General features: G+C 52.6%; 16 protein-coding genes and 2 tRNA genes. 17 read left to right on the forward strand and 1 reads right to left on the reverse strand.

The genetic code is table 11. The features are described 5' to 3' along the window. Nucleotides 1-20 precede the first annotated feature (20 nt). The 5 genes from ftsH to AB182_RS28445 all read left to right on the forward strand — a co-directional run bounded on the left by ftsH (nt 21) and on the right by AB182_RS28445 (nt 4893). On the forward strand, nt 21-1952 hold the full coding sequence (ftsH, locus tag AB182_RS28425) for an ATP-dependent zinc metalloprotease FtsH (protein WP_047372957.1): 1932 nt from the start codon (nt 21-23) through the stop codon (nt 1950-1952). Between the two features lie 99 nt (nt 1953-2051). Next, nucleotides 2052-2906, forward strand: coding sequence for a dihydropteroate synthase (folP, locus tag AB182_RS28430; RefSeq protein WP_047372958.1), 855 nt, complete (start codon nt 2052-2054; stop codon nt 2904-2906). Next, nucleotides 2899-4236 (forward strand): phosphoglucosamine mutase, encoded by a 1338-nt coding sequence (glmM, locus tag AB182_RS28435; protein WP_047372959.1) that lies wholly within the window; start codon nt 2899-2901, stop codon nt 4234-4236. The genes folP and glmM overlap by 8 nt, the downstream gene beginning before the upstream one ends. A gap of 226 nt (nt 4237-4462) precedes the next feature. Continuing rightward, complete coding sequence (gene secG, locus AB182_RS28440; protein WP_047372960.1) at nt 4463-4795, forward strand: preprotein translocase subunit SecG; 333 nt, start codon at nt 4463-4465, stop codon at nt 4793-4795. An 11-nt stretch (nt 4796-4806) separates the two neighbouring features. Further along, nucleotides 4807-4893, forward strand: a tRNA-Leu gene (locus AB182_RS28445). 178 nt (nt 4894-5071) lie between these two features. Here the strand turns inward: AB182_RS28445 and argG are convergent. Next, nucleotides 5072-6415 (reverse strand): argininosuccinate synthase, encoded by a 1344-nt coding sequence (gene argG / locus AB182_RS28450; protein ID WP_047372961.1) that lies wholly within the window; start codon nt 6413-6415, stop codon nt 5072-5074. A gap of 379 nt (nt 6416-6794) precedes the next feature. On the opposite strand from argG, the gene AB182_RS28455 reads away from it, so the two are divergent. The 12 genes from AB182_RS28455 (at nt 6795) to mtr (ending at nt 20512) form a co-directional block, all read left to right on the forward strand. Beyond that, a tRNA-Met gene (locus AB182_RS28455) sits at nt 6795-6871 on the forward strand. A 208-nt stretch (nt 6872-7079) separates the two neighbouring features. Next, nucleotides 7080-7532, forward strand: a complete 453-nt coding sequence (gene rimP / locus AB182_RS28460; protein ID WP_047373469.1) for a ribosome maturation factor RimP — start codon at nt 7080-7082, stop codon at nt 7530-7532. Between the two features lie 28 nt (nt 7533-7560). After that, nucleotides 7561-9048 (forward strand): transcription termination factor NusA, encoded by a 1488-nt coding sequence (nusA, locus tag AB182_RS28465; RefSeq protein ID WP_047372962.1) that lies wholly within the window; start codon nt 7561-7563, stop codon nt 9046-9048. A 24-nt stretch (nt 9049-9072) separates the two neighbouring features. Further along, entirely contained in the window at nt 9073-11787 is a 2715-nt protein-coding gene (gene infB / locus AB182_RS28470; protein WP_047372963.1) for a translation initiation factor IF-2, read from the forward strand. A 102-nt stretch (nt 11788-11889) separates the two neighbouring features. After that, entirely contained in the window at nt 11890-12291 is a 402-nt protein-coding gene (gene rbfA, locus AB182_RS28475; RefSeq protein WP_047372964.1) for a 30S ribosome-binding factor RbfA, read from the forward strand. Continuing rightward, the gene (gene truB, locus AB182_RS28480) at nt 12291-13238 is read left to right on the forward strand and encodes a tRNA pseudouridine(55) synthase TruB (RefSeq protein ID WP_047372965.1); all 948 of its coding nucleotides are present in this window, start codon (nt 12291-12293) and stop codon (nt 13236-13238) included. The genes rbfA and truB overlap by 1 nt, the downstream gene beginning before the upstream one ends. A gap of 144 nt (nt 13239-13382) precedes the next feature. Continuing rightward, nucleotides 13383-13652: a 30S ribosomal protein S15 gene (gene rpsO, locus AB182_RS28485; RefSeq protein WP_004385056.1), complete on the forward strand. Its 270-nt coding sequence runs from the start codon at nt 13383-13385 to the stop codon at nt 13650-13652. A 250-nt stretch (nt 13653-13902) separates the two neighbouring features. Then, nucleotides 13903-16038 carry a polyribonucleotide nucleotidyltransferase gene (gene pnp, locus AB182_RS28490; protein WP_047372966.1) on the forward strand — a complete coding sequence of 712 codons (2136 nt, stop codon included), beginning with the start codon at nt 13903-13905 and terminating at the stop codon, nt 16036-16038. A 108-nt stretch (nt 16039-16146) separates the two neighbouring features. Next, nucleotides 16147-17031 carry a lipoprotein NlpI gene (gene nlpI / locus AB182_RS28495; RefSeq protein ID WP_047372967.1) on the forward strand — a complete coding sequence of 295 codons (885 nt, stop codon included), beginning with the start codon at nt 16147-16149 and terminating at the stop codon, nt 17029-17031. A gap of 107 nt (nt 17032-17138) precedes the next feature. Continuing rightward, the gene (gene yrbN / locus AB182_RS32225) at nt 17139-17219 is read left to right on the forward strand and encodes a protein YrbN (RefSeq protein WP_103245196.1); all 81 of its coding nucleotides are present in this window, start codon (nt 17139-17141) and stop codon (nt 17217-17219) included. After that, entirely contained in the window at nt 17212-19131 is a 1920-nt protein-coding gene (locus tag AB182_RS28500; RefSeq protein ID WP_047372968.1) for a DEAD/DEAH family ATP-dependent RNA helicase, read from the forward strand. Before yrbN ends, AB182_RS28500 begins: the two co-directional genes overlap by 8 nt. 136 nt (nt 19132-19267) lie before the next feature. Next, complete coding sequence (gene mtr / locus AB182_RS28505) at nt 19268-20512, forward strand: tryptophan permease (protein ID WP_047372969.1); 1245 nt, start codon at nt 19268-19270, stop codon at nt 20510-20512. Nucleotides 20513-20538 lie beyond the last annotated feature (26 nt).

A 20538-nucleotide genomic window follows, 5' to 3' on the forward strand; every position in this document is an offset into this window, starting at 1 on the left:
AGGTTAATCCCTTGAGTGACATGGCGAAAAACCTAATACTCTGGCTGGTCATTGCCGTTGTGCTGATGTCAGTATTCCAGAGCTTTGGGCCCAGCGAGTCTAATGGCCGTAAGGTGGATTATTCTACCTTCCTGCAGGAGGTCAACCAGGACCAGGTTCGCGAAGCGCGTATCAACGGACGTGAGATCAACGTTACCAAGAAAGATAGTAACCGTTACACGACTTACATCCCGGTGAACGATCCGAAACTGCTTGATAACCTGCTGACTAAAAATGTCAAAGTGGTTGGCGAGCCGCCGGAAGAACCTAGCCTGCTGGCTTCAATCTTTATTTCCTGGTTCCCGATGCTGTTGCTGATTGGGGTCTGGATATTCTTTATGCGCCAAATGCAGGGCGGCGGTGGCAAAGGTGCCATGTCGTTCGGCAAGAGCAAGGCGCGTATGCTCACCGAAGACCAAATTAAAACGACTTTTGCGGATGTTGCGGGTTGCGACGAAGCGAAAGAAGAAGTGGGTGAGCTGGTTGAATACCTGCGTGAACCGAGCCGCTTCCAGAAACTGGGGGGTAAAATCCCGAAAGGCGTCCTGATGGTCGGCCCTCCGGGTACCGGTAAAACGCTGCTCGCGAAAGCGATCGCGGGTGAAGCGAAGGTGCCATTCTTTACCATTTCTGGTTCTGACTTTGTGGAAATGTTCGTTGGTGTCGGTGCATCACGTGTGCGTGACATGTTCGAACAAGCCAAAAAAGCGGCACCGTGTATTATTTTCATTGATGAAATCGACGCCGTTGGTCGCCAGCGTGGTGCTGGCCTGGGCGGCGGCCATGATGAACGTGAGCAGACGCTGAACCAGATGCTGGTTGAGATGGATGGTTTCGAAGGTAACGAAGGTATCATCGTTATTGCTGCGACTAACCGTCCGGACGTTCTTGACCCTGCACTGTTACGTCCGGGCCGCTTTGACCGTCAGGTTGTTGTGGGTCTGCCGGATGTGCGCGGTCGTGAGCAAATCCTGAAAGTGCATATGCGTCGCGTACCGCTTTCTCCGGATATTGATGCGGCAATTATCGCTCGCGGTACGCCTGGTTTCTCCGGTGCGGATCTGGCAAACCTGGTGAACGAAGCAGCGCTGTTTGCTGCTCGCGGCAACAAGCGCGTCGTTTCGATGGTTGAGTTCGAAAAAGCGAAAGACAAAATCATGATGGGTGCGGAACGTCGCTCCATGGTGATGACGGAAGCACAGAAAGAATCGACTGCTTATCATGAAGCAGGCCATGCGATTATTGGTCGTCTGGTACCGGCACACGATCCGGTACACAAAGTCACTATTATTCCGCGTGGTCGCGCACTGGGCGTGACGTTCTTCCTGCCGGAAGGGGACGCGATCAGCGCCAGCCGTCAGAAGCTGGAAAGCCAGATCTCTACACTGTATGGCGGTCGCCTCGCAGAAGAGATCATCTACGGTGCTGAGCAAGTTTCTACCGGTGCGTCGAACGACATCAAAGTGGCGACAAACCTGGCGCGTAACATGGTGACCCAGTGGGGTTATTCAGACAAACTCGGTCCATTGCTCTACGCTGAAGAAGAAGGCGAAGTGTTCCTTGGTCGTAGCGTAGCGAAAGCGAAACATATGTCTGATGAAACCGCACGGATTATCGATCAGGAAGTGAAAGCATTGATTGAGCGCAACTACAATCGTGCACGCCAGATCCTGAACGAAAATATGGATATCCTGCATGCGATGAAAGACGCGTTGATGAAATATGAAACCATCGATGCGCCGCAAATCGATGACCTGATGGCTCGTCGCGACGTGCGTCCGCCAGCCGGCTGGGAAGATCCTGACACCAACAATTCTGACAGCAATGGCACCCCGCGTGCACCGCGTCCGGTAGACGAACCGCGTACGCCGAACCCGGGTAACACGATGTCTGAACAGTTGGGCGACAAGTAAGTTTTCTCTTGCCGATGATGTGTTCTTTTGCTGAAACCCTGGGGCTTGCTCCGGGGTTTTTCTTTTTTGCACAACCAAATATTCAAAAGGTTTTACGTCATGAAATTGCATGCTCAGGGTACCACCCTCGATCTTTCTCATCCGCATGTGATGGGGATCCTCAATGTGACGCCGGATTCTTTTTCAGATGGCGGAACGCATAACACGTTGGTCGAGGCGGTCAGGCATGCCAATCTGATGATTAATGCCGGCGCAACGATTGTGGATGTCGGTGGCGAATCTACCCGCCCTGGTGCTGCAGAGGTCAGCGTGGAGGAAGAGCTGGAGCGCGTGATTCCGGTGGTGGAAGCGATAGCGCAGCGTTTTGAAGTATGGATTTCTGTCGACACCTCTAAGCCCGAAGTGATCCGTGAATCGGCCAGGGTAGGGGCGCACATTATTAATGACATCCGTTCGCTGACTGAACCTGGCGCACTGGAGGCCGCGGCGGAAACGGGGCTCCCTGTCTGTCTGATGCATATGCAGGGGCAGCCTAAGACCATGCAAGAAGCGCCAAAATATGATGATGTCTTTGCCGATGTGAATCGTTTCTTTATTGACCACATTGCACGCTGTGTGCGGGCTGGTATCTCAAAAGAGAAATTGTTACTCGACCCCGGATTTGGTTTCGGTAAGAATCTCACACACAACTACGCGCTCCTCGCCCGCCTGGCGGAGTTTCATCATTTTAACCTGCCTCTGTTGGTAGGAATGTCGCGTAAATCGATGGTTGGCCAGCTACTGAACGTTGGCCCGAACGAAAGATTGAGTGGTAGCCTGGCATGTGCGGTGATTGCCGCCATGCAAGGTGCGCACATTATTCGTGTCCACGATGTAAAAGAAACGGTTGAAGCCATGCGGGTGGTGGAAGCCACACTGTCAGCGTCAGCGAAGGAAAACAAACGCTATGAGTAATCGTAAATATTTTGGCACCGATGGTATCCGTGGTCGCGTTGGTGATGCGCCAATTACCCCTGACTTTGTGCTTAAACTGGGCTGGGCGGCCGGTAAGGTACTGGCGCGTCATGGCTCACGCAAAATTATCATTGGCAAAGATACCCGCATTTCCGGCTATATGCTGGAATCTGCACTCGAAGCTGGTCTCGCCGCTGCGGGTTTGTCTGCCTCTTTTACCGGGCCGATGCCTACTCCCGCAGTGGCATATCTTACCCGTACGTTTCGTGCGGAAGCGGGGATTGTCATCTCAGCATCGCATAACCCTTTCTATGACAACGGCATTAAATTCTTTTCTATTGACGGTACCAAGCTGCCGGACGCGGTAGAAGAAGCCATCGAAGCTGAGATGGAAAAAGAACTGACCTGCGTGGATTCAGCCGAGCTGGGTAAAGCCAGCCGTATCGTGGATGCCGCTGGTCGTTATATCGAATTTTGCAAAGCGACATTCCCGAACGAGCTCAGCCTGAATACGCTTAAAATTGTTGTGGACTGCGCGAATGGCGCTACTTACCACATTGCTCCGAGTGTTTTCCGCGAACTGGGTGCGAAGGTAATCGCAATGGGATGCGAGCCTGATGGCGTAAACATCAATGAAAACTGCGGCGCAACGGATGTCAGGGCATTGCAGCAACGTGTCCTGAGTGAAAAAGCGGATTTAGGTATTGCTTTTGATGGCGACGGTGATCGCGTGATCATGGTCGACCATGAAGGCAACAAGGTTGATGGCGACCAAATTCTCTACATCATCGCGCGCGAAGCCTTGCGTCAGGGGCAATTACGCGGCGGCGCTGTAGGGACGCTGATGAGTAACATGGGACTGGAACTGGCGTTAAAACAGCTTGGCATTCCATTTGCGCGCGCGAAAGTGGGTGACCGCTACGTCCTCGAAAAATTGCAGGAAAAAGGCTGGCGCCTTGGCGCAGAGAACTCCGGCCACGTCATTCTGCTGGACAAAACGACAACCGGCGATGGGATTGTAGCAGGCCTGCAAGTTGTGGCGGCAATGGTGCGTAATCACATGAGCCTGCATGATTTATGCAGCGGGATGACCATGTTCCCCCAGATACTGGTGAATGTGCGCTATACCTCCAGCGACATTGATCCGCTCGAAGATGAGCAGGTTAAAAGCGTGACCGCTGAGGTTGAAGCGGCGTTGGGCAATCGTGGCCGCGTACTGTTGCGTAAATCCGGAACTGAACCATTGATTCGCGTCATGGTGGAAGGCGAGGTTGAAGAGCACGTAGTTGCGTTTGCCAACCGTATCGCAGATGCGGTTAAAGCAGTTTAATGGCCATTAAGTGTCTAAAAAGGCGGCGTTTGCTGCCTTTTTAATACGAGATGTCTCCGTTTTTGCTGTTTTTTTCCTCACTTGATAAAATGCGCTTAAAATGCCCTTGCGAAGGTGATTCGCTTTGGTTAGTATTCACACCCGCTTCAGTGGGAAACATTAACAACCCCACTTTTATTGGTTTGAAGCATTGGCATGCGGCAACCCCGCAAGGAACAGGTTGATTATGTACGAAGCTCTTTTAGTTGTTTTCCTTATTGTGGCAATTGGCCTTGTTGGTTTAATCATGCTGCAGCAAGGTAAAGGCGCTGATATGGGAGCCTCATTTGGCGCAGGCGCTTCTGCAACGTTGTTCGGTTCAAGTGGTTCTGGTAACTTCATGACCCGTATGACCGCTGTGTTGGCGACACTGTTCTTCATCATCAGTCTGGTGCTGGGTAACATCAATACCAACAAAACCAATAAAGGAAGTGAATGGGAAAGACTGAGTGCTCCGGCTCATACTGAGCAGACTCAGCCAGCAGCTCCGGCGCAGCCGAGCAGCGATATCCCGAAATAAGCAGTCGTCGTACCGAGGTGGTGGAATTGGTAGACACGCTACCTTGAGGTGGTAGTGCCCTAACGGGCTTGTGGGTTCGAGTCCCATCCTCGGTACCAATATTCCGGAAAAAAGACGCTAAAAAGCGTCTTTTTTTTCGCCTGCAGAAAAGCCCGTTCTCCAGAAGCTACATGGCGCCGCCTGGGCTGATGGCGTTTCGCTGCGGCAGGTGTCATTACATAGACGTTATTGCATAAAAAAAGCCGCTTTCGCGGCTTTTCTCATTTCTGTCGGTGCTTATTTGGCTTTGTTTTCCAGGTTTTCAACCTGCGGCAGACCCGTCGCAGAGGAGGCGGAAAGCAGGCCAGATTGTGCATAACCAAACAGTTTTTCACGTGTATCGGTGATGTCCAGATTGCGCATGGTCAACTGGCCAATACGATCATCCGGAGAGAAGACGGAATCGCCTTTCTCCATGGTCAAACGCTCTGGCTTATAAGTCAGGTTGTCAGACACAGTATTCAGGATGGAGTAATCGTTACCACGACGCAGTTCCAGCCTGACTTCACCCGTAATCTGGCTTGCTACCCAGCGTTGCAGACCATCACGCAGCATTAATGCCTGAGAATCGAACCAGCGGCCCTGATAGAGCAAACGACCCAACTGGCGCCCATGCGCATGATATTGTTCGATAGTATCTTCGTTGTGAATGCCCGTCAGCAGGCGCTCGTACGCAATATGCAGCAGTGCCATACCCGGTGCTTCATAAATACCGCGGCTCTTCGCTTCAATGATACGGTTTTCAATCTGGTCGCTCATGCCCAGACCGTGACGACCACCGATCCGGTTGGCTTCCAGCATTAGCTCGACATCATCGCTAAATGTTTTGCCATTAAGGGCAACCGGATGGCCTTGTTCAAAGCGTACGGTTACTTCTTCCGCCGGGATTTTGACATTTTCGTCCCAGAACTTCACGCCCATGATTGGGTTAACGATTTTCACGCTGGAATTGAGGAATTCAAGATCCTTCGCTTCATGTGTTGCACCGAGCATGTTCGAGTCAGTGGAGTACGCTTTTTCCACGGACATTTTGTAGTCGAAACCACAGGCGATCATGAATTCGGACATTTCCTGACGGCCACCCAGCTCATCAATAAAGTCGGTGTCCAGCCAGGGCTTATAAATTTTCAGCTCGGCATTGGTCAACAGGCCATAACGATAGAAGCGCTCAATATCATTACCTTTATAGGTACTGCCATCGCCCCAGATGTTAACGCCATCTTCTTTCATTGCTGCCACGAGCATTGTACCGGTCACCGCGCGACCGAGCGGGGTTGTGTTGAAGTAGGTCAATCCGCCCGTTGTATTATGAAACGCGCCGCACTGAATCGCAGCAATGCCTTCGGCAACCAGTTGCTTGCGGCAGTCGATCAGGCGGGCATTCTCCGCGCCATATTCCTTCGCACGACGAGGAATTGCGTCATAGTCGTCCTCGTCCGGTTGACCCAGATTCGCAGTGTATGCATAAGGAACGGCACCTTTTTTGCGCATCCACAGCAATGCCGCGCTGGTATCCAGGCCTCCGGAGAAGGCGATACCAATACGTTGACCAACCGGAAGATGCTTGAGAATCGTCGTCATAAAATAAATCCCTGCTTTATATACCTATGGTGAGAGACTTAACAGCCACGCCATGATGTTTAATACCATTCTCAGTTATTACGATAGTGAATGGTTATGCAAAATAAATGAGTTTTCATTTAAACATCTTTTGGCGATGACAGGAAGAGAAGAGTGCAATTTTCACCGCAATAATGACGGGGAATGCCCTCTGAAAATGCATCCACCCTTGCGCATGATAATACAAGTCAGGGCGCATAAAATGCAAACTTCTCAGGGTTGACAGATAGTTATGTTTATCAATATAATGGATGCAGATTATACGTCCCGTCTTCGGTACCAAATCCCAGCATTATTTGCAAATCTTCTGCTAACCGAGTAGAATTTGCCACGTTTCAGGCGCGGGGTGGAGCAGCCTGGTAGCTCGTCGGGCTCATAACCCGAAGGTCGTCGGTTCAAATCCGGCCCCCGCAACCACTTTCCCGAAGTGTTCTTTTTCAAATATACTATGAAGACTTAACGCCTTCGTCGCTGGATTTGAAAAAAATACTCCCGGAAGGTTCTCCAGGCCGCAGTTGCGGCTATAGGGTTCAGTTATTTAAAGCCCCGATTTATCGGGGTTTTTTGTTATCTGACTACGGAATAACTGGGCTTTACGCCCTTTTTTTATGTCTTGGGGGTGGGCTTGTCCACATTAGAGCAAAAATTAACAGAGATGATCACAGCACCGGTTGAAGCGCTGGGCTACGAGCTGGTTGGTATTGAATTTGTGCGTGGTCGCACATCTACACTGCGCATCTATATTGATAGTGAAGATGGCATCAATGTTGATGATTGTGCCGATGTCAGCCATCAGGTCAGCGCGGTGATGGATGTTGAAGATCCTATTACCGTCGCTTATAACCTGGAAGTGTCCTCACCAGGCCTTGATCGTCCCTTATTTACAGCGGAACACTACGCGCGTTTTACGGGTGAAGAGGTGTCGCTGGTCTTGCGCATGGCGGTACAGAACCGTCGCAAATGGCAAGGTGTTATCAAAGGTGTCGATGGCGAGATGATCACCGTTACGGTCGAAGGTAAAGATGAAGTGTTCGCATTGAGCAACATTCAGAAAGCGAACCTGGTCCCCCACTTTTAACAGTCTGGATTGAGGTGAAAGGCCCCCGATGAATAAAGAAATTTTGGCTGTTGTTGAAGCTGTTTCTAACGAAAAAGCGCTGCCGCGTGAAAAAATCTTCGAAGCGCTGGAAAGTGCTCTGGCTACAGCAACCAAGAAAAAATATGAGCAAGAGATCGATGTCCGTGTAGAGATCGATCGTAAAAGCGGTGATTTCGATACGTTCCGCCGTTGGGTTGTGGTTGAAGAAGTTACCCAGCCGACGCGCGAAATTACGCTGGAAGCGGCTCGCTTCGAAGACGAAAGCATGAATGTGGGTGATTTTGTTGAAGACCAGATCGAATCTGTCACCTTTGACCGTATTACCACCCAGACGGCAAAACAGGTTATCGTGCAGAAAGTTCGCGAAGCTGAACGTGCGATGGTTGTTGACCAGTTCCGTGAGCATGAAGGCGAAATCATCACCGGCGTGGTGAAGAAAGTGAACCGCGATAACATCACGCTTGATCTGGGTAGCAATGCCGAAGCGGTCATTCTGCGTGAAGACATGTTGCCGCGTGAAAACTTCCGTCCGGGCGACCGTATTCGCGGTGTGCTCTACGCTGTACGTCCCGAAGCGCGTGGTGCCCAGCTGTTCGTGACGCGTTCCAAACCTGAGATGCTGATCGAACTGTTCCGCATTGAAGTACCGGAAATCGGCGAAGAAGTTATTGAAATCAAAGCAGCGGCTCGCGATCCTGGTTCTCGTGCAAAAATTGCTGTGAAAACCAACGACAAGCGTATCGATCCGGTCGGTGCGTGCGTGGGGATGCGTGGCGCGCGTGTTCAGGCGGTATCAACCGAACTGGGCGGCGAGCGAATCGATATTGTCCTGTGGGATGATAACCCGGCGCAGTTCGTTATTAACGCCATGGCACCTGCTGATGTTGCTTCTATCGTTGTCGATGAAGACAAGCACACCATGGATATCGCTGTTGAAGCCGGTAACCTGGCTCAGGCGATTGGCCGTAATGGCCAGAACGTTCGTCTGGCTTCGCAGCTGAGCGGCTGGGAACTCAACGTAATGACCGTTGAAGACCTGCAGGCGAAGCATCAGGCAGAAGCCCATGCGGCGATCGACACCTTCACTCGCCACCTCGACATTGACGAAGACTTCGCCACTGTTCTGGTTGAAGAAGGTTTCTCTACGCTGGAAGAACTGGCATATGTGCCAATGAAAGAGCTGCTGGAAATCGACGGTCTGGATGAAGATACCGTTGAAGCCCTGCGCGAACGCGCGAAAAATGCCCTGACCACTCTGGCCCTGGCGCAGGAAGAAAGCATCGGTAATAAAGAACCGGCTGAAGACCTGCTGAACCTGGAAGGTTTGGATCGTGCGTTGGCGTTTAAACTGGCAGCCCGCGGTGTTTGTACGCTGGAAGATCTCGCCGATCAGGGCGTAGATGACCTGAGCGATATCGAAGGTTTAACCGACGAGAAAGCCGGGGAGCTCATCATGGCCGCACGTAATATTTGCTGGTTTGGTGGCGAAGCGTAATAAACTGTAGCAGGAAGGAACAGCATGACAGATGTAACCGTAAAAACGCTGGCCGCTGAGATTCAGACCTCTGTGGACCGCCTGGTACAGCAATTTGCTGATGCAGGGATCCGCAAGTCCGCTGAAGACTCAGTGACAGCACAAGAAAAGCAGACGCTGTTAGCGCATCTGAACCGTGAACATGGCTCAGGTCCTGACAAGCTGACGTTGCAGCGCAAGACGCGCAGTACATTAAGCATTCAGGGCACCGGTGGGAAAAGTAAATCGGTGCAGATCGAAGTCCGTAAAAAACGCACCTTTGTAAAACGCGATCCACAAGAGGCGGAACGTCTCGCAGCGGAAGAAGAGGCGAAGCGTGAAGCGGAGGAGAAGGCCCGTCGTGAAGCAGAGGAAGCTGCTAAGCGCGAAGCCGAGGAACAAGCCAAACGTGATGCCGAAGAAAGAGCGAAGCGTGAAGCGGATGAAAAAGCCAAACGCGAATCTGCTGATAAAGCAAAACGTGAAGCTGCGGAAAATAGCAAAGTGAGCAACCAACAATCTGACGAAATGACCAGGACAGCCCAGGGTGAAAAAGCCCGCCGTGAAGCTGAAGCGCTAGATCTTAAGCGCAAAGCGGAAGAGGAGGCTCGTCGTAAGCTGGAAGAAAATGCGCGTCGCGTAGCGGAAGAAGCTCGTCGCATGGCTGAGGAAAACGAATCCCGTTGGAATGCCAGCAGCGATAAAGAAGAAGAAAGCAGCGACTATCATGTAACCACTTCTCGCCATGCACGCCAGGCTGAGGACGACAGCGACCGCGAAGTTGAAGGTGGTCGTGGTCGTGGTCGTAACGCGAAAGCGGCACGCCCAGCGAAAAAAGGCAACAAGCATGCCGAAAGCAAAGCCGATCGTGAAGAAGCCCGTGCGGCCATTCGCGGTGGTAAAGGCGGCAAACAGCGTAAAGGTTCTGCGCTGCAACAGAGCTTCCAGAAGCCTGTGCAGGCGGTTAACCGTGACGTTGTGATTGGTGAAACGCTGACAGTTGGCGAGCTGGCTAACAAAATGGCGGTGAAAGGTTCTCAGGTCATCAAAGCGATGATGAAACTGGGTGCAATGGCCACCATTAACCAGGTCATCGACCAGGAAACCGCGCAGCTTGTAGCCGAAGAGATGGGCCACAAAGTTATCCTCCGTCGTGAAAACGAACTGGAAGAAGCGGTAATGAGCGACCGTGATACGGGTGCTGCGGCAGAACCGCGTGCGCCGGTCGTGACCATCATGGGTCACGTTGACCACGGTAAAACCTCTCTGCTGGACTACATTCGTTCAACGAAAGTAGCCTCAGGCGAGGCGGGTGGTATTACTCAGCACATCGGTGCTTACCACGTTGAAACCGAAAACGGCATGATCACCTTCCTGGATACCCCGGGCCACGCCGCGTTTACCGCGATGCGTGCACGTGGTGCGCAGGCAACGGATATCGTGGTTCTGGTTGTGGCTGCTGACGATGGCGTGATGCCGCAAACAATCGAAGCTATCCAGCACGCAAAAGCGGCGCAGGTACCGGTTGTTGTTGCGGTCAACAAAATCGATAAGCCAGAAGCGGATCCGGATCGCGTTAAGAATGAATTGTCCCAGTACGGCATTATGCCGGAAGAGTGGGGCGGCGAAAGCCAGTTCGTTCACGTCTCAGCAAAAGCGGGCACTGGTATCGACGAGCTGCTTGACGCTATCCTGCTGCAGGCTGAAGTTCTTGAGCTGAAAGCTATCCGTACCGGTATGGCGAGCGGTGTTGTGATCGAATCCTTCCTGGATAAAGGTCGTGGCCCGGTTGCGTCTGTTCTGGTACGCGAAGGTACCCTGCATAAAGGCGATATCGTTCTGTGTGGCTTTGAATATGGCCGCGTACGTGCGATGCGTGATGAGCTTGGTCGTGAAGTTAGCGAAGCAGGTCCGTCTATTCCGGTTGAAATCCTCGGCTTGTCTGGTGTTCCGGCGGCGGGTGATGAAGCGACTGTTGTTCGCGACGAGAAGAAAGCGCGTGAAGTTGCACTGTATCGTCAGGGCAAATTCCGCGAAGTCAAACTGGCGCGTCAGCAGAAATCCAAACTGGAAAATATGTTCGCCAACATGACCGAAGGCGAAGTTCACGAAGTGAACGTCGTTCTGAAGGCGGACGTTCAGGGCTCTGTCGAAGCGATCACCGATTCTCTGCTGAAACTGTCTACCGACGAAGTGAAAGTGAAGATCGTAGGTTCTGGTGTCGGTGGTATTACCGAAACCGATGCAACGCTGGCCACCGCTTCGAACGCTATTCTGGTTGGCTTTAACGTTCGTGCTGACGCCTCTGCGCGTCGTGTGATCGAAGCCGAAGGTCTGGATCTGCGTTACTACTCCGTCATCTATAACCTGATCGACGAAGTGAAAGCGGCGATGAGCGGCATGCTGTCTCCGGAACTGAAACAGCAGATCATTGGCCTGGCAGAAGTTCGTGACGTGTTCAAATCACCGAAATTCGGTGCGATCGCGGGCTGTATGGTTACCGAAGGCACGATTAAACGTCATAACCCAATCCGCGTCCTGCGTGACAACGTGGTTATCTATGAAGGCGAGCTGGAATCCCTGCGCCGCTTCAAAGATGACGTTAACGAAGTCCGTAACGGCATGGAATGTGGTATCGGCGTGAAGAACTACAACGACGTTCGCGTTGGCGATATGATCGAAGTGTTCGAAATCATCGAGATCCAACGCAGCATCGACTAATCCCGTTGGGATAAGTCCATATGCAGGCCGGGATCGCCTCGCGCCACCCGGCAGTAATCTTAAAAAGGGGCTTTAGCCCCTTTTTTGTCTGGAGAATTTATTATGGCGAAAGAATTTGGTCGCCCACAGCGCGTAGCCCAGGAGATGCAGAAAGAAATCGCCATCATCCTGCAGCGCGAAATTAAAGACCCGCGTGTTGGTATGATGACCACTGTATCGGGCGTTGAAGTCTCTCGCGACCTGGCCTATGCCAAAGTGTTCGTTACTTTCCTGAACGACAAAGATGAAGCCGCCGTTAAAGCGGGCATCAAAGCGCTGCAGGAAGCATCCGGTTTCATCCGTACGCTGCTTGGCAAAGCTATGCGCCTGCGTATCGTGCCGGAACTGACCTTCTTTTATGACAACTCACTGGTGGAAGGGATGCGCATGTCCAACCTCGTTACCAGCGTGGTGAAACATGACGAAGAGCGTCGTGTGAACCCGGACGACAGCAAGGAGGACTAATGAGTCGTCCTCGTCGTCGCGGTCGCGATGTGCACGGCGTGCTGTTGCTGGATAAACCGCAAGGCGCCTCCAGCAACGATGTACTGCAAAAAGTTAAACGTCTTTTTAATGCCAATCGCGCCGGGCACACCGGTGCATTGGATCCTCTGGCCACGGGGATGTTACCGGTGTGTTTGGGTGAGGCGACAAAGTTCTCCCAGTATCTTCTCGATTCAGACAAACGTTACCGCGTGATCGCGAAGCTGGGCCAGCGCACAGATACGTCCGATGCCGATGGCCAGGTGGTTGAAGAACGTCCGGTCAATTTTAATGCTGAGCAACTGGCTGCCGCCCTGGATACCTTCCGTGGCGATATCGAACAAATACCCTCCATGTATTCGGCGCTGAAATATCAGGGCAAAAAGCTCTATGAATACGCACGTCAGGGTATCGAGGTCCCGCGTGAAGCCCGGCCTATCACGGTGTATGAGCTACAGTTTATCCGTCACGAAGGCGATGAACTAGAGCTGGAAGTACACTGTTCGAAAGGCACTTACATCCGCACAATTATTGATGATCTGGGCGAGAAACTGGGCTGCGGCGCCCACGTGATATATCTGCGTCGCCTGGCGGTGAGTAAATATCCTGCCGAGCGAATGGTTACGCTGGAACAACTGCATGACCTGGTTACGCAGGCCGAGCAGCGCGATATCCCGGCGGCTCAACTCCTTGATCCGTTATTAATGCCAATGGATAGCCCGGCAGCTGACTATCCGGTTGTTAACCTCCCGTTGACCTCATCAGTGTACTTTCGCAACGGTAATCCTGTGCGAACCACTGGTACGCCCTATGAGGGTCTGGTGCGTGTCACCGAAGGTGAAAAGGCTAAATTTATCGGTATGGGTGAAATCGATGACGAAGGGCGTGTTGCTCCGCGTCGTCTGGTGGTTGAGTACCCGCCTGCCTAAGCCTCATCTTGCGATAACCAGCCACTGAGAGTAGAATATTGGCGCTTAATGCCGGGTCAATTGTTTAACAATATCTGGTATTAATTCCGGGGTTGCTGAATTAGAGATCGGCACCCTTTCATTTTTTTATCACTGGAGTACAAAATGTCTCTAAGCGTTGAAGCTAAAGCAAAAATCGTTTCTGAGTTTGGTCGTGGCGAAAACGACAGCGGTTCTACCGAAGTTCAGGTTGCACTGCTGACTGCACAGATCAACCACCTGCAGGGCCACTTTGCAGAGCACAAAAAAGATCACCACAGCCGTCGTGGTCTGCTGCGTATGGTTTCTCAGCGTCGTAAACTGCTCGACTACCTGAAACGTAAAGATGTTGCACGCTACACTGCGCTGATCGAGCGTCTGGGTCTGCGTCGCTAATTCTTGCGAGTTTCAAGAAAGGGGCCGTAAGGCCCCTTTTTTCAACCAGACGGCAGTAATTAACAGTACAATAATGTATTGTTGCTATGAATGATCTTCGTTGCAGAGGTTCGCGCGGCTAATGAGAGGCTTTACCCACAAGAGCGGGGTTAGGGTTGTCATTAGTCGCGAGGATGCAGGAAGATCGGGTTTAAACGACAGCATTCCTGGGGTTTGCTGTCATTCATTAAGATTAAGAAAGGATAATATTTTGCTTAATCCGATCGTTCGTAAATTCCAGTACGGCCAACACACCGTGACACTGGAAACCGGCATGATGGCGCGTCAGGCGACAGCCGCTGTTATGGTTAGCATGGATGACACTGCGGTATTCGTTACCGTTGTGGGTGCTAAAAAAGCTAAACCGGGCCAGGATTTCTTCCCTTTAACGGTTAACTATCAAGAGCGTACCTACGCTGCGGGTAAAATTCCGGGTGGCTTCTTCCGTCGCGAAGGCCGTCCAAGCGAAGGCGAAACCCTGATTGCGCGTCTGATTGACCGCCCGGTTCGTCCGCTGTTCCCGGAAGGTTTTGTTAACGAAGTTCAGGTTATTGCAACCGTGGTTTCCGTTAACCCGCAGGTTAACCCTGATATCGTTTCTATGATTGGTGCTTCCGCGGCACTGTCTCTGTCAGGTATTCCGTTTAATGGCCCGATTGGCGCAGCGCGCGTGGGTTACATTAACGATCAATACGTACTGAACCCGACCCAGGAAGAACTGAAAACCAGCAAGCTGGACCTGGTTGTTGCGGGTACCGAAGGTGCGGTACTGATGGTTGAATCCGAAGCTGAATTGCTGAGCGAAGACCAGATGCTGGGCGCAGTTGTATTTGGCCACGAACAGCAGCAGGTTGTTATCCAGGCCATCAATGATCTGGTAAAAGAAGCGGGCAAACCGCGTTGGGACTGGCAGCCGGAAGCCGTCAACGAAGCGCTGAACGCGCGCGTTGCTGCTCTGGCAGAAGCGCGTCTGAGCGATGCTTACCGCATCACTGACAAACAAGAGCGTTATGCTCAGGTTGATGTCATTAAATCTGATGTTGTTGCTGCGCTGGTTGCAGAAGATGAAACGCTGGATGCTAACGAGCTGGGCGACATCCTGCACGCTATCGAGAAAAATGTTGTTCGTAGCCGCGTCCTGGCTGGCGAACCGCGTATCGATGGTCGCGAAAAAGACATGATCCGTGGTCTGGATGTACGTACTGGCGTACTGCCGCGTACTCACGGTTCCGCGCTGTTTACCCGTGGTGAAACTCAGGCTCTGGTGACTGCAACGCTGGGCACTGCCCGCGATGCGCAGATCATTGATGAACTGATGGGTGAGCGTACTGATACCTTCCTGTTCCACTATAACTTCCCTCCGTATTCTGTAGGGGAAACCGGTATGGTCGGCTCGCCGAAACGTCGTGAAATCGGTCACGGTCGTCTGGCGAAACGCGGCGTGCTGGCTGTTATGCCTGAAATGGAAAAATTCCCGTATACCGTTCGCGTGGTATCTGAAATCACCGAATCCAACGGTTCTTCTTCCATGGCTTCCGTGTGCGGTGCCTCTCTGGCACTGATGGACGCTGGCGTGCCAATCAAAGCGGCCGTTGCGGGTATCGCGATGGGCCTGGTGAAAGAAGGCGACAACTTCGTTGTTCTTTCTGACATCCTGGGCGATGAAGATCACTTAGGCGATATGGACTTCAAAGTAGCGGGTTCCCGCGACGGTATCTCTGCACTGCAGATGGATATCAAAATTGAAGGCATCACCAAAGAGATCATGCAGGTTGCGCTGAACCAGGCTAAAGGTGCTCGTCTGCACATCCTGAGCGTGATGGAACAGGCGATCAACGCGCCGCGTGGCGACATTTCTGAATTCGCACCGCGTATCCACACCATCAAGATCAACCCGGACAAAATCAAAGACGTCATCGGTAAAGGTGGCTCTGTTATCCGTGCGCTGACCGAAGAGACCGGCACCACCATCGAAATCGAAGATGACGGTACCGTTAAAATCGCAGCAACCGACGGCGATAAAGCGAAACATGCTATCCGTCGCATCGAAGAGATCACTGCGGAAATCGAAGTCGGCCGTATCTACAACGGTAAAGTGACCCGTATCGTTGACTTTGGCGCATTCGTTGCCATTGGCGGCGGTAAAGAAGGTCTGGTTCACATCTCTCAGATTGCTGACAAGCGCGTTGAGAAAGTGACCGACTACCTGCAGATGGGCCAGGAAGTACCGGTGAAAGTTCTGGAAGTTGATCGCCAGGGCCGTATCCGTCTGAGCATTAAAGAAGCCACTGAACAAACTCAGCCTGAAGCCGCGCCGGAAGCGCCGCAAGCAGAGCAGGGCGAGTAAAATGGTGTTTGCCCTCCGCGTAAGCGGGGGGCTATTTAACTGGCAGGACGCCGTGTTTGCAGCCGGGGGACAGGACGTTCATCCAATTGTTGTCTTCGGGAGTGGGAAATGAAGCCTTTTTTGCGCTGGTGTTTCGTTGCGACAGCTTTAACGCTGGCAGGATGCAGCAACTCTGCCTGGCGTAAGAGCGAAGTCCTCGCGGTGCCATTGCAACCGACTTTGCAGCAAGAAGTGATTCTGGCGCGCATGGAACAAATTCTTGCCAGTCGGGCTTTATCCGATGATGAACGCGCACAGCTTTTATATGAGCGCGGAGTATTGTATGATAGTCTCGGTCTGAGGGCACTGGCGCGAAATGATTTTTCACAAGCGCTGGCTATCCGACCGGATATGCCTGAAGTATTCAATTACTTAGGCATTTATTTAACGCAGGCAGGCAATTTTGATGCTGCCTATGAAGCGTTTGATTCTGTACTTGAGCTTGATCCAACTTACAACTACGCGCACTTGAATCGCGGTATCGCATTATATTACGGCGGTCGCAATAAGTTAGCGCAAGATGATCTGCTGGCGTTTTATCAAGACGATCCCAATGACCCTTTCCGGAGTCTGTGGCTTTACATCGTTGAGCGGAAGCTTGATGAGAAGCAGGCTAAAGAAGCGCTGAAACAACGCTTCGAAAAATCGGGCAAAGAGCAATGGGGATGGAACATTGTCGAGTTCTACCTTGGCGATATTAGCGAACAAGAGCTAATGAACCGCCTGAAGGCAGACGCAACGGATAACACCTCGCTCGCTGAGCATCTCAGTGAAACCAACTTCTATTTAGGTAAGTACTACCTAAGTCTGGGGGAAAAGGACAGCGCTGCGGCTCTGTTCAAATTAGCGGTGGCTAACAACGTTCACAATTTTGTTGAGCACCGTTATGCATTGTTGGAATTAGCGCTCTTGGGCCAGGAGCAAGATGACCTGGCAGAATCGGACCAGCAATAGCTGACGTACACATCAGCCCGTAATCATTATCTTGATTGCCATCACCTTCGCGGGTGAGGGCGTTGTTGTTCGTTAATACACCTACTTTGAGCCGGTTCACACTTTTAATGAAAATTACCGAAAATTTTCACGATGAGTTATGTAGACTGGCCGCCATTAATATCGAGGCACACGTACTACATGGCTGAATTCGAAACCACTTTTGCAGATCTGGGCCTGAAGGCTCCTATCCTTGAAGCCCTTAACGATCTGGGTTACGAAAAACCATCTCCAATTCAGGCAGAGTGCATTCCGCATCTGCTGGGCGGTCGCGACGTTCTGGGTATGGCCCAGACGGGTAGCGGCAAAACCGCAGCGTTTTCATTACCGCTGCTGAACAATCTTGATCCTGAGCTGAAAGCACCGCAAATCCTGGTGCTGGCGCCGACCCGCGAACTGGCGGTTCAGGTTGCCGAAGCCATGACAGATTTCTCTAAACATATGCGCGGCGTGAACGTGGTTGCCCTTTATGGCGGCCAGCGTTATGACGTGCAGTTACGTGCCCTGCGCCAGGGGCCGCAGATTGTTGTCGGTACCCCGGGTCGTCTGCTTGACCACCTGAAACGCGGTACGCTGGACCTCTCTAAACTGAGCGGTCTGGTGCTGGACGAAGCCGATGAAATGCTGCGTATGGGCTTCATCGAAGACGTTGAAACCATCATGGCAGAGATCCCGGACGGTCATCAGACCGCGCTGTTCTCTGCAACCATGCCGGAAGCGATTCGCCGCATCACCCGCCGCTTTATGAAAGAGCCGCAGGAAGTGCGCATTCAGTCCAGCGTGACCACGCGCCCGGATATCAGCCAGAGCTACTGGACTGTGTACGGCATGCGTAAAAACGAAGCGCTGGTACGTTTCCTGGAAGCAGAAGATTTTGATGCGGCGATCATCTTCGTTCGTACCAAAAACGCGACCCTGGAAGTGGCGGAAGCGCTGGAGCGTAGCGGTTATAACAGCGCTGCGCTGAACGGCGACATGAACCAGGCGCTGCGTGAGCAGACGCTGGAGCGTCTGAAAGACGGTCGTCTGGATATCCTGATTGCAACCGACGTGGCAGCACGTGGTCTGGACGTTGAGCGTATCAGCCTGGTTGTTAACTATGACATCCCGATGGATTCCGAGTCTTACGTTCACCGTATCGGCCGTACCGGTCGTGCAGGTCGTGCTGGTCGTGCGCTGCTGTTCGTTGAGAACCGCGAACGTCGTCTGCTGCGTAACATCGAACGCACCATGAAGCTGACCATTCCGGAAGTTGAACTGCCGAATGCTGAGTTGCTGGGCAAACGCCGTCTGGAAAAATTCGCCGCGAAAGTACAGCAGCAGCTGGAAAGCAGCGATCTGGATCAGTACCGCGCTCTGCTGGCTAAAATGCAGCCGGAAGAAGAGCTGGATATCGAAACTCTGGCCGCAGCACTGCTGAAAATGGCACAGGGCGAGCGTCCACTGATTCTGCCGCCGGATCCGGTTATTGAACGCCGTCCGCGTCGTGAATTCCGCGACCGTGATGAGCGCTTCGAGCGCCGTGGCGACCGCAACGATCGTGCTCCGCGTGGCGATCGTAACGGTGAAGATCGTCCGCGTCGTGAACGTCGTGATGCAGGCGAAATGGAGCTGTACCGTATTGAAGTGGGCCGTGATGATGGCGTTGAAGTGCGTCATATCGTTGGCGCGATCGCTAACGAAGGCGACATCAGCAGCCGTTATATCGGTAACATCAAGCTGTTCGGTACCCACTCTACCATTGAGCTGCCGAAAGGCATGCCGGGCGAAGTACTGCAGCACTTTACTCGCACCCGCATCCTGAACAAGCCGATGAACATGCAACTGCTGGGTGATGCACAGCCGCGTCCTGAGCGTGGTGGTGAGCGCCGTGGTAACGGTGAGCGTCGTGAAGGTGGCCGCAGCTTCGGTGGTGGCGAACGTCGTGAAGGTGGTCGCAGCTTCGGTGGTGAGCGTCGTGAAGGCGGTCGTGGTGAAGGCCGTAGCTTCAGTGGTGAGCGTCGCGCGCCGCGTCGTGACCGCGAAGAAGGCACCAGCCGTCGTCGTTTCGGTGACGCATAATCGCACAGTAAGTCAGCTTTACACTTCGTAAAGTAATTAATACAACCCCGGTGCAAAACATCGGGGTTTCTTTTATCTGTTATGTACTCTTGTACTGGTACAATGCAGCGGCATTTTACCTTACTGGAGAAGAAACATGGCAACACTGACAACCACACAAGCTACCCCTTCATTGCTTGCTGGTGTGGTGATTATTGGCGGTACGGTTATTGGCGCGGGGATGTTTTCACTGCCAGTGGTCATGTCAGGCGCGTGGTTCTGTTGGTCGATAGCGGCGCTGGTGTTTACCTGGTTCTGTATGCTGCATTCCGGGCTCATGATTCTGGAAGCGAACCTCAATTACCGCATTGGTGCCAGCTTCGACACCATTACCAAAGATTTGCTGGGCAACGGCTGGAATGTGATCAACGGGCTGTCCATCGCGTTTGTGCTCTATATTCTGACCTACGCCTATATTTCGGCGAGTGGTTCCATTCTGCACCACACCTTTGCGGAGCTGTCGTTAAATGTCCCGCCTCGTGTCGCAGGCCTTGGGTTTGCGCTGCTGGTCGCGTTTATCGTCTGGCTATCAACACGTGCAGTGAGCCGGATGACGGCGATTGTGCTGGGGGCGAAAGTCATCACCTTCTTCCTGACCTTCGGCAGTTTGCTGGGGCATGTTCAGCCTGCGACCTTATTCAACGTGGCGCAAAGCAACGCATCTTATACCCCGTATTTGCTGATGACCCTGCCGTTTTGTCTGGCATCGTTTGGCTACCATGGCAATGTGCCAAGCCTGATGAAGTTCTACGGTAAAGATCCGCGTACTATTGCGCGTTGCCTGGTGTACGGCACGCTACTGGCGCTGGTTCTGTATATGGTATGGCTGTTGGGCACGATGGGGAATATTCCGCGCCCGGCGTTTATCGATATTGCCCGGAAGGGTGGCAACATTGATGTGCTGGTGCAGGCATTAAGCGGCGTACTGAACAGCCGTAGCCTGGATCTGTTGCTGGTGGTCTTCTCCAACTTTGCGGTGGCGAGTTCTTTCCTCGGCGTAACGCTGGGCCTGTTTGATTATCTTGCCGATCTGTTCGGTTTTGATGATTCGGCGCTGGGGCGTTTTAAAACCGCGCTGCTGACGTTTTTGCCACCGATTGTCGGTGGTTTGTTGTGGCCGAATGGCTTTCTCTATGCGATTGGCTATGCGGGGCTGGCGGCGACCATCTGGGCGGCCATTGTGCCGGCTTTACTGGCCCGCGCATCGCGTAAACGTTTTGGCAGCCCACGTTTTCGCGTCTGGGGCGGCAAGCCAATGATTGCGCTGATCCTGGTGTTTGGCGTGGGCAATGCGCTGGTACATGTCCTGTCGAGCTTCAACCTGCTGCCTGTGTATCAATAAACATAAAGCCCGGTGGCGTGCTACGC

This window comes from Phytobacter ursingii (assembly GCF_001022135.1).
Classification (GTDB): Bacteria; Pseudomonadota; Gammaproteobacteria; order Enterobacterales; family Enterobacteriaceae; genus Phytobacter; species Phytobacter ursingii.

Coding starts and splice junctions, on each gene's coding strand:
- ftsH (WP_047372957.1), top strand. CDS start 21: ATGGCGAAAAACCTAATACTCTGGCTGGTCATTGCCGTTGTGCTGATG.
- folP (WP_047372958.1), top strand. CDS start 2,052: ATGAAATTGCATGCTCAGGGTACCACCCTCGATCTTTCTCATCCGCAT.
- glmM (WP_047372959.1), top strand. CDS start 2,899: ATGAGTAATCGTAAATATTTTGGCACCGATGGTATCCGTGGTCGCGTT.
- secG (WP_047372960.1), top strand. CDS start 4,463: ATGTACGAAGCTCTTTTAGTTGTTTTCCTTATTGTGGCAATTGGCCTT.
- argG (WP_047372961.1), bottom strand. CDS start 6,415: ATGACGACGATTCTCAAGCATCTTCCGGTTGGTCAACGTATTGGTATC.
- nusA (WP_047372962.1), top strand. CDS start 7,561: ATGAATAAAGAAATTTTGGCTGTTGTTGAAGCTGTTTCTAACGAAAAA.
- infB (WP_047372963.1), top strand. CDS start 9,073: ATGACAGATGTAACCGTAAAAACGCTGGCCGCTGAGATTCAGACCTCT.
- rbfA (WP_047372964.1), top strand. CDS start 11,890: ATGGCGAAAGAATTTGGTCGCCCACAGCGCGTAGCCCAGGAGATGCAG.
- truB (WP_047372965.1), top strand. CDS start 12,291: ATGAGTCGTCCTCGTCGTCGCGGTCGCGATGTGCACGGCGTGCTGTTG.
- rpsO (WP_004385056.1), top strand. CDS start 13,383: ATGTCTCTAAGCGTTGAAGCTAAAGCAAAAATCGTTTCTGAGTTTGGT.
- nlpI (WP_047372967.1), top strand. CDS start 16,147: ATGAAGCCTTTTTTGCGCTGGTGTTTCGTTGCGACAGCTTTAACGCTG.
- yrbN (WP_103245196.1), top strand. CDS start 17,139: ATGAAAATTACCGAAAATTTTCACGATGAGTTATGTAGACTGGCCGCC.
- AB182_RS28500 (WP_047372968.1), top strand. CDS start 17,212: ATGGCTGAATTCGAAACCACTTTTGCAGATCTGGGCCTGAAGGCTCCT.
- mtr (WP_047372969.1), top strand. CDS start 19,268: ATGGCAACACTGACAACCACACAAGCTACCCCTTCATTGCTTGCTGGT.